Raw genomic sequence first — 12,917 nt, forward strand, 5'->3', positions numbered from 1 at the left:
TCTTGAGGCCAGAAAGCTTATTAACTAACGATGAAAATTGTTGGGTATGGCGTAAAAGCAAAGGTCATCTTCGACCTTTTGGCCACAGAGAATAACTGAACCTAACTCCGATTTATTCTTCTATAACGCCAGGATTTATAGGCTAGCACCGGTGGTTGTATAAATATTGCAACCGCAATACCGCAAAGTAGCCCGACAGAGCCAGCGAAAAGGCTTTCGGCTGAACCAAACAGAACCAGCAAAACGAAAACCACAAGGCAACCAGCTACGACAAAAATTGCTATGACAAAGCGATTAGCCAGGTCCTGGATGGTATCATCAACAGAACCACCGTAATTTTCGGTATTATTTTTAATTTTCTGAATATCGATGCTGCTGAAACCTGATGCCAACAGATTAGCGTCGTTCACTTTCATAGCATTCCACCTTTTATCCTTAAAATGTAGATACTCTCCGCAGCAAGTATACATAAAAATTCCGGGCAAAGCCGGAGGGCCACGATCTCGATGAGGTGATAGAAATTCGTGACGAGTAGCCGGAAATTTGCCGATAATGAAAGTTTACCGGCAACAGGCGACGAGCTATGAGCGAGATTACTATCTATCACAATCCGGAATGCGGCACTTCACGCAATACCCTGGCGTTAATTCGCAACAGCGGCGTGGAGCCGCGGGTGGTGCTGTATCTGGAAAATCCCCCGTCGCGCGTCGAGCTCTCCGGGCTGATCACCCGCATGGGGATTACCGCGCGGGAGCTGCTGCGCACTAACACCGAACCCTATGAGCATCTCGGGCTGGATAATCCGGCCATCAGCGATGACGAACTGCTGGATGCCATGCTGGCGTATCCCATTCTTATCAACCGGCCGATTGTAGTCACACCAAACGGAACCGCGCTGTGCCGGCCTTCGGAGCGGGTGCTGGATATTCTGCCGGATGCGCAGCGTGGGGAGTTCACCAAAGAGGACGGGGAGAAGGTGATCGACAGGGACGGCAACCGGGTTAGCTGATACCCGGTTGCGCGTCGATCAGCGGCCTGACAGGGTATCGAGCAGCAGGTCGCGTGCCTCACGGGCCTGCTGGATAAACGCCTCAAGCAGCGGGGCGAACGTCACCTCGTTCAGGGCGCTGACCGGCTGCTGGTGACACAGGCGGATCTGGTTATCTTCGTCCAGCGCCAGCCAGCAGCCGCGCATGGCGTTCATTTCAAAGTTAAGGGTCATCATCAGCCGCCACGCGGCAGGCTCTGACTCGTAGCGGCGCATATCCAGCAGCTCCAGCAGCTGGCAGTGCAGCAGCAGGGCGTCGCCCTGGGGCGGCATCTCCAGCACCAGCGCTTCCTGACCCTGTTCGTCGTACAGGGCGCAAACGCCTTTATCGAGCGTCAGCGTGGCCCCGGTGCGCGGGGCGAAGCCGGACAGCAGCTGTTGGATGCGGGTCTGATCGGGCGTCATCTCATTTTTCTCCTTCAAAATTCAGGGTGGCGCACCTTACAGCACGCCGCGTTTATCCTGTACTTCTGCGCTGGTCAGGGCATTCACCACTGCCTGGCTGGCGTCGGCAATCTCGCCCTCAAGGGTAAAGGCATTCGGCGTGCGCTGGTCTGCGCCATAGCTGAAGTTAATCTTACCGAGGTTACGCGCAATGCTGACGCTCGCCTGGCTGGACGCGCCGGCAACCAGCAGCGGCAGGTTAAAGCCTTCCTGTTTGGTATCGGTCTCGGTAAAGCTGATCGACTTGACGCGCATCTGGCTACGATCCTTCAGCAGCGCCTGAATATCTTCCGGACGCGTCTGGTGATCGAGCCACTGCTGCTGCATGCGGTAGCGGGTATCGTCCACAAACTCCAGTGTCACCGAGGCCTGCGTGTTACGGTTCTTCTGCAGCTCGCGCACCACCTCCTTCAGCATCGGTTTTTCCGCCATAAAGCGGGAGATGGCTGCGGCGTTGCTCTCCGGCAGTTCAGAGGCGAACAGGCTGTGGATCACGTGCATCAGGTTGTCGTGGTCGATCTTATGCAGGTTGTTGTAGGTAGACTGATATTCGGCACTGTTCAGGGCATGGCTGCGCAGCGCGGCCGCTTTCTGCTGCACCTCCAGCTGGCGCGCCGCGTTAAGCACCGCGTATTGCGCATTGTTGGTCGGGGTCATCGCCAGCAGGGTCGGCAGCAGCTTATCCAGCTTCATGTTCACCGCCTCTTTCTCGGGTTTGAGGAAGGTGGAAAACTTCTCGCTGTTTTTCTTTGGTGCTTCAGGGGTTTTATTGGCCGGGGTGTCCATGATCGCTTTCGGCCCGCCGCGCGCGGCGATCTCTGCAATCTCTTCCGCCTGTTCCGCGGCCGCGTTATCCTCCTTCAGCAATTTCTCGTACGCTTTACGTTCCGTCGCGCTGAGCGGACGCAGCGTGTGACTGGTGGCGCGATCGCGCAGGCTCTGCTCCTTCAGCGCTTTCAGTTCGGGCGTCAGAGAAGGCAGATCCTCTTTCGGCGGCTTGTCGGCGTCTTTCAGCTCCTGGAGCAGGGCGTTTATCTTCGGCTCATCAAACCCGGATTCCACCTGTTCGATCAGCTTGTCGAGCTGCTTCTTCGCCACCGGCTCGGCGCGGCCAATATCGAGGCTCATGCTCTGCTTAGTGCGGTTATCGATGCTGGCCTGAATGTTGGTGCTGTTGATGCCGAATACCGGAATTCGCGTGGTCTGCGGCCCGCCGGTCGTGACCCCCACGCCGCCCATGATCCCGGCCCCGACGCTGACGCTGTTCAGCATGCGCAGGCGGTTATCGCTCTGTGCGCTGGTGGAACCGATGCTGCTGCGGGTGACGTTGCGCTCGCGCTGGGCCGAGGCAAGATTCGCTGCCGCCTGGACGCTGACATTGGCGCGCACCAGCGCCCGGTTTTTGGTGGGATCGCTCTGGCTGGTCGGCAGGTTAAGCCCGCCGCCCGCCATCGCCATCGCGGTGGCATCGACGTTGAAGGTGAGGATGGTGCCGTTCTTCACCCGGTGGCTGACGCCGCTCTCCAGCAGGCTGGCGGGGTCCAGTTGGCCGCTGGTGAGCTTCTCAAGAAACTCCTGCAGGTTAGCTTCGCTCACCGTAAAGCTGACGCTGTTCTGCATCTGTCGCTGAAGCGCCAGGGCGATAATGCCGTTTAACCGCGCCGAGGGGGTAATGCTGCGGTTGTTACCCAGATCGGCTTTGATCTGGCCCGGGTTGGGTGCCTGGCTGAGCGGATTCCAGCCCACCGCGCCAAATGCCGTGCCGGTGCCGCCGCCGTTGCGGCTGAAGGTGACGGTGATACCGCTGTCGCTGCGGGCGAAGCTGGCATTATAGGCGCGATCGAGGTTACCGCGCACCCCCGGAACACCGATGATCTCCCCGCCGGGGATCACCGACAGGGTGAGCATTCCGCCATAGTTGCGGCCAAAGCCCATGTTCTCGCCGGACTCCAGCGAGGAGATGGTGCGAAACATACGCTCGGTCATCTGCTCCTGGGTGCTGGCTTTCATCACGGTACGGGTGGTGACATTCACCCCGTGATGCGGTTTGCTGAACGCGTTGGTCATGGTACGGATGGCGTCATAGCAGGCTTCCAGCTGCTTATTGTTGACGAAGCCCATGCTGGTGGCCTTCTGAATCGGATCGTCGCCGTAGTCCTCATCTCGCAGCACGCGAAACGCCTCTTTCGCCGTATTGATACGCGACAGGTTGACCGGGCTTTCAGCGGCGGCACTCTCCATCTCATCTACCAGCTCGTGCAGCGCTTTCATGGTCAGGCCGTCAAGGATCAGACGCGATTTCGTCAGGCCCATATCATCATGGGGATCGCGCTGGCGACCCATCGGTGCCTGGGCTTTCTGGTGATGCACCACCACGCCTTTTTGCTCCAGCGCGTGCATCAGCTGCGGACTGCCCTGGCCCGCAGAGAGCGGGTAGTGGGCATGGAAGCGCGCCAGATCCTGCACCAGGTTCTCTTTGTCGCTGTACGGGTTCATCGACTGCGTCAGCGCTTTACGCCGGGAAGGCTCAAACTGCGTCTTCACGCTACCGTCTCCCTCCAGCGCGCCTGAATGCTGGCCAAGCAGCGTTGCCTGATGACGGGCGCTGTCGGCAACGTTCTCACAGAAGGCGTTCACGTGCTCCATAAAGCCACGGTCAAACGGGCCATTTTCGAGCGCTTTCAGCCGATCCGCCAGCGGGGTGAGCGGCGCTGCGGGCGGAGCGGCAAGGGCGGTTTTCATCTGCTGATGCAGCGTGTTCTGGTACTGATACTGATCCTCCAGCTCGGCGCGGCCTTTCCAGCTGTGTACCGCGCTGCGCCAGACGGTTTTGGTCGGGCGCGGGGCGCGGGAGAAATCCACATCCAGCACGTGCGCGCGCAGGCGATCGCGCAGTCCGCTGTTAACGTGGTTACCGTCGCGCCCGGTCATACCCATCAGGTTCACTTCGCCCTTCAGGGTCATACCGTGAACGTTGACGCTTTTCGAGGCTTCATCGAGTCGCTCCAGCGCTTTCTCTACCCGGCGACGGTGGGATTTGGCTTCCAGCTTGGTGTCGGGATCGTACTCAGGCTGCACCAGCCAACGGTTGTGGCTGGCAATCTGCTGCGCATTCTGGTTGGTGACCGCCGCGCTGCCGCTCGCCTCAGCCGCATCGCTGCCGGTGGCGTTGTTGTCCACCACGGTGGCCCCGAGCCGCATCCCGGCCAGCTGCAGACTGGCGCTGCGTCCGGCCTTGTCAGAGACCATCAGACCGCCGCCCGCCATATTATGCAGGTGCTCAATCTCGCCCAGCTCCGGGGGCAGATCCACCGGCTGCCAGCTGGCGTTGGGGCGGGTGCCCGGCGCGGCCTGCCAGTCCTCCTTCGGCATGGTGTAGAGCTTGCCCTGTTTATCCAGCACGTAGAGGTTCTGTTTCTGGTCGCAGGTGATATCCACCAGTTCGTTACCTTCCCCGGTTGCCGCCAGGGTATTGGCCGTGCTGGCATCAACGTGCGGAAGATGATTGCCGATACCCGCTTTGGTCAGGGTCTGCATCATCTTCGCTGGCTGGCGGCTGTCGGCCTGATTCTGGTGGTACTGGATCTCATTCTTGTCGCTGATGGCCGCCAGCTTCTGGGCATCCACCGGGGCGATGGCGCGGGGTTTGTTGTCCTGGCTGAAGCCGGGCAGGGGCAGGTCGGCGGTGACGCTGCTTTTCATCTGGCGCATCACAAACTGGTTGTTAACCCCGCCAATCTTGTCGCTCTTCAGGCTGACTTTCACCCGCGCCGGTAGCCCGTCGTCGTTGATGATGTACGCCTGACCATCCTGACCACGTTTCAGGCTGGTGGCGCTCTCCGACGAGGCTTCCCAGCGCCCGGAGTTCTTGTTCATCACGTAAATCTTGCCCTCGTGCAGCATCATCTGCCCGAGACGCCCGAGGTCCACCACATCCTGCGGCAGCGGGCGCGGCTGTAACAGCCCTTCATGGTGATCCATTACCAGACTTTCGCTGAGGTTCCACTGCGGGCGGAACTGCCCCTGCTGGTCGAGGGCGCAGACGTGGCGCTGGTCGCTGGCGTCTTTCACCACCGCGAGCAGTCTGCCGCTGCCGTGATTGAGGAAGCTGTCGAGGGTGAAGCTCTCGCCGAGATAGCCCGTCAGTTCAGCGGTGCGTTCGCTGGCGGCGGTCAGTGACATCTGCTTGTCACCGGCCTGCGGCAGCGGGCCGGTAAACAGCTTGCCGTTGCTGTCGATGGCAAACACCTGGCCATCGTGAATGGTCATACCGCGGGAGTGAAAATCAACGCTGGCCCCGCTGGCATCGGTGGTTTTCAGCGCCAGCGGGAAATGGCGAGACTTGTCATCCCCGAGACGCGTCAGGAACATCACCGACTGCTTATTGGTCTTTTCATTGGTCAGCGTCACCAGCGTTTCACCGCGCTGGTTGGTGCAGTAGCCTGCAATTTTATCGTCGAACTTCTTTGATTTTTCGCCGGTGGAGAGGTTATGCAGGGTCTTTTTATCGTGAATGGCGTACAGGGTTTCGTCCGCCTGCTTTGTCAGCTTGCTGTAGCTCTTCTCTTCGTTCTCATCCACCTCATCCCAGTGCATGGCGCGTTCGTCGAGGCGATAGAGCCTGCCGCCGTGCTCGCGGATGTGTTCGCTCACCGTTTCGGTGATGGCACCTTTCTCACCCTGTTCGCGATCGTGGGCGAAGATCCCGGTCAGGGCAGCATGGACCGCTGCGTCGGGCAGCAGTACGGTGCGCTGGACCGCCGGCCCTCCCGTCAGCCGCGCCGGGGCGCGTACCGTCGCGGTGCCGGCGTTGTGTAACTGGATCTTCACATCCGAGCGCGAGGTCAGGGTTTTCAGGCCGAGCTTGTCCTGGGCGCGATCGAGGCGCGACGGCTCCGCCTGCTTCCAGCTCTCCATCGGCACGCTCTGGGTCAGACCGACAAACGCGGTTTTCGACCCCTGCAGGCTGAACAGCCGTCCGTGGGTATCCATCAGCAGATGCTGGCTGTTGCTGCTGTTCGCCTGGTGTGCCTGCCAGGTATGCTGCGGGCGCGCCACGGTTTCGTTAAGGATATTGCGCAGGTTCTCCGATACCGCATCGGTGACGTTCAGCTTGCCGCGCGCATCCAGCGCCAGGCTGGCGATCTGCGGACGCAGCCGGGTATGGTGCTCAGCGGTGTCGCGTCTGGCCGCATCAAATGCCACCTGCTGGGTAGCATTCAGCTCGCTGCGCTTCAGTTCGGCGTACTGCTCTTCCTTGATGGTGGCCAGATTCGGCGGCTGCGCCAGCTTTTTACGCGCGGCGGCGCTGCCTTGCGGGCCTGGGGGGTCGCGTTCGGGTTCACTCTCGCGCATCGGCTGCTTGCCGCGCGCTTTCTCGCTCATTGGCGGGGCGGCCGGTGGGGATTCAGGCTGTTCTGCAGGAGAGGAGGCGGTGGGCCTGTCGGGCGGGATGGTGCGTACGGTGTTCTGGTATGTCTGGAAAGCGAGATCGATGGCGTTGGCGGCGAGATCGGCGTGCGATCGGCGCTCCGGTGAGGCGGTGCGCGTATTCGGCGGCGTCGGCGGGGTGGACGGTCGCCTGCTGAGGGTAGCCGGATCGCGGTCCCTGGCGCTGGCGCGGGTAAAACCTGAGGTATCCGGGGCGGCGTCGCGCGGCGGCAGGTTGGTCGAGGGTGCCCGGCTCGGCTCACCCGGCGTGCGGCCCTGAGCGCTGCTGCGGGTAAAGCGGCTGCTCTCTGCCTGGGGCGGCGTCTGCGGGCGCGGGGAGGGGGTGCGTTCCCGGTGCAGCTTATCGCGCAGGCGCGTCAGGCTCTGACGCAGGCTTTTCCCGCTGCGGGCGGTGGTGCTGGCCGCTCCCTGCTGGAGCGGTGTTGCAGCGGCGCTGGCAGCGCCCTGAGACGGTAGCGACCCGCCCGCCGCGTGACGGGCGCGAGCCGGAAGCTGGCGCAGCGGAATAGACTGCCCAGCCTGGGCTCCGGTCTGAATTTTACGGCTGGCGCTGAGACTGGCTAACAACGGTATCTTGATTACCATAACTGTTCCTCACTGCCATAGCGGGGTTAATGATCCACGGGAACCTGGGTGTAGTCCCAGGGGCCGTTGCGTAACTCCGGCTGCCACCAGATGGTCAGCCGATGCAGATCAGAGGTCGGACGGCAGCTCATCTCAAGGCAGCCGGTGGTTTTGGGGGCGCAGGCGCTGAGCAACAGCGCCGCGAGAGGTAACACCAGAACGCGGCGAAACATACATTCTCCTTAACGACTCAGTAAGTGGCCTGAAGAGGAAGACGGAGTCACGGCACCGCCGGACGCCGACAGCAGCGAGACGCGGGACGGACGCGCCGGGCCGTTTGGCTCAAAGGCGACAAAGACTTCTGCCGATTCACCCGGATTGAGGGTCGGGCGCGGCCAGACGGCGACGGCCAGTGTGCGATCGCTGCGGCAGGCGGCTTCATCGAAGCGCTGCGCTTTGGTGCTGTTATTGGTGATCACCCCAACGGTCAGCTGTACCGAGGCGTTGCCGTACCACTGATGGCGGCGGTAGTCGCTGGTAAAAGTAGAGGGGATCAGACACAGCGAGCTCAGCGTCTGGCCGCTGCCGCCGGCGGTCATGCCGGTGGGAATTCGGTTGCGTGCCAGGTCGCGCATCGCGTCTTCCACCACCTGTTTCATATCGGTGAACTTATGCCGCTGGCTCACTTCGTTCATGGCGCTGTCGAGCTGCTCGCGCGACTCGGCGGCGATATAGCGCGACGGATCGACCTGGTCGCCTATCAGGTGCGGAGTGATGATAAACAGCCGCTCGCGCTGGGAGGTTTCATGCCGGGTGGAGGTAAAGAGTTTGCCGATCAGCGGAATGCTGCCGAGGATCGGCACGCGGCGCTCGCGATCGCCACTCTCTTTGGTGTGGAAGCCGCCCATCACCAGCGAACGGCGCGCCTGAACCATCGCCTGGGTGCTGATCACCCCGTTGGTGGTGCCATCCGCTTCGCCGTCATCGTTCTTGCTCAGCTTCCCGTCTTCAACATCGACAATCAGCTGGATGGCGGACTGCGGGGTATCGTTGATGGCGCGCGGGGTGACGCGCAGGCTGGTTCCCGCTGTGACCGACTGGATATCCGCCACGCGCTCGCCGATGGCGCGAATGAAGGCCGTATCGCTGAAGTCGATCACCGCTGGCTGGTTCTCCAGCGTCAGAATCGACGGGTTAGCGATGATCGATGCGGTGCCTTCGCCTTCCATCGCTTCAATATTGGCGAAGAAACGCTGGAAGTCGGTGACGAACAGCGTGCTGGCCCCGGCGAGCATGTTCGTGGCGCCGGTGACGTTGCCGAACTGGCCGCCGAGGGCGCTGGAGAGGCGCTGCATCTCACTGCGGTCGATGTCCACGATCACGGCATCAATTTCAATCAGCTTCTGCGGTACGTCGATGGCGCTGATCAGCGACTGGTAGGCGGCGCGGAATTTCGGGTTATCGCGCACCAGCAGCATGTTGTTACGCACGTCCGCCGACACCTTACCGGCCAGTGCACTGCCCACGCCGGAGGGCTGATGCTGCGACTTTGAGGTGCCGCGGCTGATCATCTGATTAAGGATGTTCTGAGACTGTTCGCGCATCGAGGAGTAGGTGTTCTCGCTCTCGCCCTGGGATGCCGACATGCCGCTGGCGGTATTGCTGTTCGCCTGGCCCAGCAGCTCGTTGAGCATGGTCGCCACGCCCGGCACCAGCAGGGTCTGATCGCGGTATTTAATGGTGCGATCCGCCACCGCCGCGTATTTGAGCGGGAAGGCCATCATCTCTTTATCATCCGACTTCGGTTTCTCTTCGGATTTGCGGGTGAAGTCGGCGATCAGGCGCACGTACTCCGGCGGGCCGGTGACCAGCACCACGCCCTCATCCGGCAGTTCACCCCAGCCGAAACGGGGTTCCAGCAGGCCGACGCCGCGCAGCGCTTCTTTGATGTCCGGCGCGGCGTCAGGGGAGATCTCCAGCCGCTGCGAGGTCTGTTCTGACTGCGGGCTGACGTAAAGGGTATTGTTGTAAACGAACCACTGGAAGCGGTACTCCAGCGCCAGGCGGTTGAGAAACGCCTCCGGGCTGTCGGCGCGCAGTTTACCGGTGACGTTGCTGTCGCCGAGGGTGCCGAGATTAATCTCGACCCCAAAACTGCTGGCAAAATCTTCGAGGATGATGCTAATCGGGGTGTTGTCCGCCGAATAGGCATAGGCCCCATTTTTCCACTCGTCCGGCACGCGGGCCGTTGCACTGCCGATGCTGAGCATCAGCACAATAACTGCCGCCCACAGGCGGCATATCACAGGAAACTTCAACACGCCTCACTCCTTGCTGCCAGAGATGGCTGAGACTCAGTTAATGGCATCGATGATGGCCTTGCGGATCCCGAACTTAAACTGGGTGTACTGCGAACTGGCCCAGCCGGCGTTGGACATATCCAGCAGCTGGTTCTGGAAGGCATACATATCCGCCACGCTGTAAGACTCGCCGGACATCTCTTTGGCGAACTGATACGCCTCGTGATGGGTGCGGGAATAGTGTGTTGATAGCTGACGCTGAAACAGATCGTTGGAACTCATGACAAAACCTCCTCGCGTTAAACACCTCCTTATGTGGAGCGCAACGCGGTCTGGTTCCCGTCAGGCGTGATTTTTTTACAGCGCTCCTTCAGACTCACGGGTGAGCTGGGCGCAGAGGGCAGACCAGCTCACCACCAGCTCACCGCGATCGGTGACCAGGCGCAGGGTATCCGGCTCCAGAAGATCGTCGCCGCACAGCGTCCAGCGCAGCTGCGGCTGCTGTGCCAGCCAGGCGCTGATGGCCTGTTCCCGGTCCAGGGCGCAGTAGAGCGTGGCGCTCTGCTGGCGCGGGTGGTGACGCAGCAGCTGGCGCAGCAGGGCGTGGAAGCGTTTCTCCTCCCCGGTGTCATCCAGCAGCTGTTGCAGCGCCTCGTTGAGCAGGCGGTCGGCGAGCTGGATAAGCTGACTTTCATCCTGCTGGCGCTGCTGATGCCAGTCTGAGAGCAGTTCATCCGCCTGCTGCCAGAACTGCGCTTCGGCGTGCAGGCGCTGTTGCGCCAGTTCGGCTTCGGCCTGTTCACGTGCTGCGCTGATAATTGCCTCTGCCCGTTCATGCGCCCGGGCAAGGATCTCCTGCGCGTTCTGATGCTGCGCGAGGACATCGCGCGACAGCACCGGACCCTCCGGCATGCTGCCGTCCAGCAGGGTAATGGACTTAAGTTTCCACATCCGCAACCTCCTGAGGTGCCGGCTGGCGCTGCACCTGCCACAATGCGGCTTCCCACAGCGGGCGCAGATGACGCACCGGGATGATCGGGGCGTCAGCGCTGAGCGACGCGCTCAGTTCATGGGGAAACAGCACCCGCAACCGCGGCCAGAGATCGGGCCACAGCGCCTGCAGCAGTTGCAGGCTGCCGCAGCAGGCGCCTGAGTGAAACAGCCCGTCCGGCAACCAGCGCTCCGGCTGTAACCCCTTCGCCACCCGCCGCGCCCAGATCTTCAGCGCGGCGGGCAGCGCGGTTTGCGCACCGCCGATCTCCGCGACCAGCAGCAGCAGCGACATACGCTGCGCGACGGGCAGGGCGCTGAGGGTCAGGGCCAGCGGTTGCGGCTCGCCCAGCGGCGTGGGGGGAATAGCCAGCGCGCTGTGGATCAGCGACGGGCGCTGGGTCAGCAGATAACGCTGGGCGTCGGGGGGCAGGGCCAGAGGCAGCAGCGGATGCCAGCTCTCATCGGCCTGAAGCCAGTAGCCGTACTGCCACCAGGTGAGCCATTCGAGCCGCAGCGGGTTCTCAGCATCAATCTGTTCCATGCGTTATTTACCCTGTTGCACAGCCTGACGGTTACGGGCAGCCAGCGAGCGCAGAAACTTAAACAGCACGCCGAGCAGCAGGATCACACCGAGGATCGCGGCGATGGTTTTCACCAGCGAATACTGGTCCGGGCTGACCTTAAACGGGCCCAGCTGCACGATCTCGATACGGTCCTGGAAAGTTTTAGCCGGGACAAAAACAATGGCCAGATCGCGGTCATCGCGACCGCCGAGCCCCGGAATACTGGTCGCCACCAGGCGGCGGATGCGCGGTTCGATGCCGTCCGGATCAAGATTTTCATGGTATTTGATAAACACCGAGGCCGAGGCGGGCTGCACCGGTTCCCCCGGCGCGATGCGCTCTGGCAGCACCACGTGGACGCGCGCCACCACTACGCCATCGATCTGCGCCAGGGTTGACTCCACCTCCTGCGAGAGGGCGTAGATGTAACGCGCGCGCTCCTCCAGCGGGCTGGAGATCACGCCGCTTTTCTGGAAGACCTCGCCAAGATTGGTGCGCGCCTGGCGCGGCAGTCCGGCGGCATTGAGGATATTGACCGAGCGCTCAATGTCTTTACTGGCCACGCTGACGCTGAAGCCCTCTTTTTCCGCCACTTTTTCGGCGGAGATGCGATAGCGATTCAGCTCCGCCACAATATCGTTAGCGTCGTTTTCCGACAGGCCGCTGTGCAGCAGAGTGTTATCCCCGCAGGCGGTGAGGAACAGGGCGAGAAGCATCGCGCAGATGAATTTCAGTGAGCCAGTCATAGATTTCACTGCAGGTTATTAAGTTTATCGAGGGACTGGACGCCTTTGGCAATGATCTTGGCGTTCAGCAGGCTTTCGATGTAGTAGTTGGAGAGCTGCGCATTGGCTTTCGAGAAATCCTCGACGTTAGACGAGCGTGACGCTACGCGCAGATCGCGGAAGGCATCCTTCTGCGCCCGCTGACTACCGCTGATGGATTCGGCAAGGCCGCCCAGTACGCCAGGTGACATGGCATCGGCAGGGGGCTGAGCGGCGTTAGCCGGATTAAGCTGTGCAGCGAACCAGTGAATATCGTCCTGATTGCCGGACTCCGGGTAGATTTCTACTGAAGTTTCCGGTTCGGACGTGAGCTGCGGGGCGGAGGACTGGGATACTTTCATGGGAGACTCCTGCAAAAATGAAGGAGGGAGGAGCGACGCGGACTCCTCCCGACCAGTGGAATCAGTACTGGATCTTCACCTGCGCGGCAGCCGAACCGGCCTGCGCGGCGCTGTCTGCGATGCCGTTGATGCGCTGGTTTTCCGCATCAAGCGCCATTTTGTCGAGCTGGTTCTGCTGCATGGTGGCCTGGATTTCTTGCGCACCGGCCATAAAGTGAGCGCCGCTCGCTGCACCAGAGAGCTTGGTATAGGCAGAACCTGAGTTGGTGATGAAGTTAGACAGCTGAGTAATCATGGACATAGCATTTTCCTTACTCTTGAGATGGAGTGTTTTATGGGTATTGCGCTTATTAAGTGGCGTGACGGGGGAAGCGGTTCCAGGCAGGGGAAAAATTTTTTGAAAAAAGACAGGATGAAGAGGTTTCAGG

General features: G+C 61.2%; 12 protein-coding genes and 1 pseudogene. 2 read left to right on the top strand and 11 right to left on the bottom strand.

Annotation, left to right across the window (positions count from 1 at the left end; translation table 11 throughout):
* Window positions 1–24 precede the first annotated feature (24 nt).
* Window positions 25–99 (top strand): annotated as a pseudogene (locus KFZ77_RS19815) (DUF4225 domain-containing protein); the annotation flags it as partial.
* A 2-nt stretch (window positions 100–101) separates the two neighbouring features.
* Here KFZ77_RS19815 and KFZ77_RS09405 read toward each other — a convergent pair.
* Window positions 102–416, bottom strand: a complete 315-nt coding sequence (locus KFZ77_RS09405) for a hypothetical protein (protein WP_031523823.1) — start codon at window positions 414–416, stop codon at window positions 102–104.
* Window positions 417–583: 167 nt separating this feature from the next.
* Here KFZ77_RS09405 and arsC point away from each other — a divergent pair, with 167 nt between their 5' ends.
* Window positions 584–1,009: an arsenate reductase (glutaredoxin) gene (gene arsC / locus KFZ77_RS09410; RefSeq protein ID WP_264386108.1), complete on the top strand. Its 426-nt coding sequence runs from the start codon at window positions 584–586 to the stop codon at window positions 1,007–1,009.
* Window positions 1,010–1,027: 18 nt separating this feature from the next.
* Here arsC and KFZ77_RS09415 read toward each other — a convergent pair whose 3' ends face one another.
* From KFZ77_RS09415 to KFZ77_RS09460, 10 genes are all read right to left on the bottom strand, one after another.
* On the bottom strand, window positions 1,028–1,453 hold the full coding sequence (locus KFZ77_RS09415; RefSeq protein ID WP_264386109.1) for a type III secretion system chaperone: 426 nt from the start codon (window positions 1,451–1,453) through the stop codon (window positions 1,028–1,030).
* Between the two features lie 36 nt (window positions 1,454–1,489).
* A complete protein-coding gene (locus KFZ77_RS09420; RefSeq protein ID WP_264386110.1) occupies window positions 1,490–7,528 on the bottom strand; it encodes an AvrE-family type 3 secretion system effector in 6,039 nt (2,012 codons plus the stop codon).
* A gap of 26 nt (window positions 7,529–7,554) precedes the next feature.
* Window positions 7,555–7,740, bottom strand: coding sequence for an HrpT family type III secretion system protein (hrpT, locus tag KFZ77_RS09425; RefSeq protein ID WP_031523816.1), 186 nt, complete (start codon window positions 7,738–7,740; stop codon window positions 7,555–7,557).
* A gap of 9 nt (window positions 7,741–7,749) precedes the next feature.
* Window positions 7,750–9,777, bottom strand: a complete 2,028-nt coding sequence (sctC, locus tag KFZ77_RS09430) for a type III secretion system outer membrane ring subunit SctC (protein ID WP_264386171.1) — start codon at window positions 9,775–9,777, stop codon at window positions 7,750–7,752.
* Window positions 9,778–9,861: 84 nt separating this feature from the next.
* A complete protein-coding gene (locus KFZ77_RS09435; RefSeq protein WP_024550871.1) occupies window positions 9,862–10,089 on the bottom strand; it encodes a hypothetical protein in 228 nt (75 codons plus the stop codon).
* Window positions 10,090–10,164: 75 nt separating this feature from the next.
* Window positions 10,165–10,758, bottom strand: a complete 594-nt coding sequence (gene sctL, locus KFZ77_RS09440; RefSeq protein WP_264386111.1) for a type III secretion system stator protein SctL — start codon at window positions 10,756–10,758, stop codon at window positions 10,165–10,167.
* Window positions 10,745–11,341 carry a serine kinase gene (locus tag KFZ77_RS09445; protein ID WP_264386112.1) on the bottom strand — a complete coding sequence of 199 codons (597 nt, stop codon included), beginning with the start codon at window positions 11,339–11,341 and terminating at the stop codon, window positions 10,745–10,747. The genes sctL and KFZ77_RS09445 overlap by 14 nt, the downstream gene beginning before the upstream one ends.
* Before the next feature lie 3 nt (window positions 11,342–11,344).
* Window positions 11,345–12,109, bottom strand: coding sequence for a type III secretion system inner membrane ring lipoprotein SctJ (sctJ, locus tag KFZ77_RS09450; protein ID WP_031519464.1), 765 nt, complete (start codon window positions 12,107–12,109; stop codon window positions 11,345–11,347).
* Between the two features lie 5 nt (window positions 12,110–12,114).
* A complete protein-coding gene (locus tag KFZ77_RS09455) occupies window positions 12,115–12,489 on the bottom strand; it encodes an EscI/YscI/HrpB family type III secretion system inner rod protein (RefSeq protein ID WP_031519463.1) in 375 nt (124 codons plus the stop codon).
* A 61-nt stretch (window positions 12,490–12,550) separates the two neighbouring features.
* On the bottom strand, window positions 12,551–12,790 hold the full coding sequence (locus KFZ77_RS09460) for a hypothetical protein (protein WP_031519461.1): 240 nt from the start codon (window positions 12,788–12,790) through the stop codon (window positions 12,551–12,553).
* Window positions 12,791–12,917 lie beyond the last annotated feature (127 nt).

The sequence above is a fragment of the Siccibacter colletis genome (assembly GCF_025914095.1).
In the GTDB taxonomy this organism is placed as follows: Bacteria; Pseudomonadota; Gammaproteobacteria; order Enterobacterales; family Enterobacteriaceae; genus Siccibacter; species Siccibacter colletis.

Coding starts and splice junctions, on each gene's coding strand:
- KFZ77_RS09405 (WP_031523823.1), bottom strand. CDS start 416: ATGAAAGTGAACGACGCTAATCTGTTGGCATCAGGTTTCAGCAGCATC.
- arsC (WP_264386108.1), top strand. CDS start 584: ATGAGCGAGATTACTATCTATCACAATCCGGAATGCGGCACTTCACGC.
- KFZ77_RS09415 (WP_264386109.1), bottom strand. CDS start 1,453: ATGACGCCCGATCAGACCCGCATCCAACAGCTGCTGTCCGGCTTCGCC.
- KFZ77_RS09420 (WP_264386110.1), bottom strand. CDS start 7,528: ATGGTAATCAAGATACCGTTGTTAGCCAGTCTCAGCGCCAGCCGTAAA.
- hrpT (WP_031523816.1), bottom strand. CDS start 7,740: ATGTTTCGCCGCGTTCTGGTGTTACCTCTCGCGGCGCTGTTGCTCAGC.
- sctC (WP_264386171.1), bottom strand. CDS start 9,777: ATGCTCAGCATCGGCAGTGCAACGGCCCGCGTGCCGGACGAGTGGAAA.
- KFZ77_RS09435 (WP_024550871.1), bottom strand. CDS start 10,089: ATGAGTTCCAACGATCTGTTTCAGCGTCAGCTATCAACACACTATTCC.
- sctL (WP_264386111.1), bottom strand. CDS start 10,758: ATGTGGAAACTTAAGTCCATTACCCTGCTGGACGGCAGCATGCCGGAG.
- KFZ77_RS09445 (WP_264386112.1), bottom strand. CDS start 11,341: ATGGAACAGATTGATGCTGAGAACCCGCTGCGGCTCGAATGGCTCACC.
- sctJ (WP_031519464.1), bottom strand. CDS start 12,109: ATGACTGGCTCACTGAAATTCATCTGCGCGATGCTTCTCGCCCTGTTC.
- KFZ77_RS09455 (WP_031519463.1), bottom strand. CDS start 12,489: ATGAAAGTATCCCAGTCCTCCGCCCCGCAGCTCACGTCCGAACCGGAA.
- KFZ77_RS09460 (WP_031519461.1), bottom strand. CDS start 12,790: ATGTCCATGATTACTCAGCTGTCTAACTTCATCACCAACTCAGGTTCT.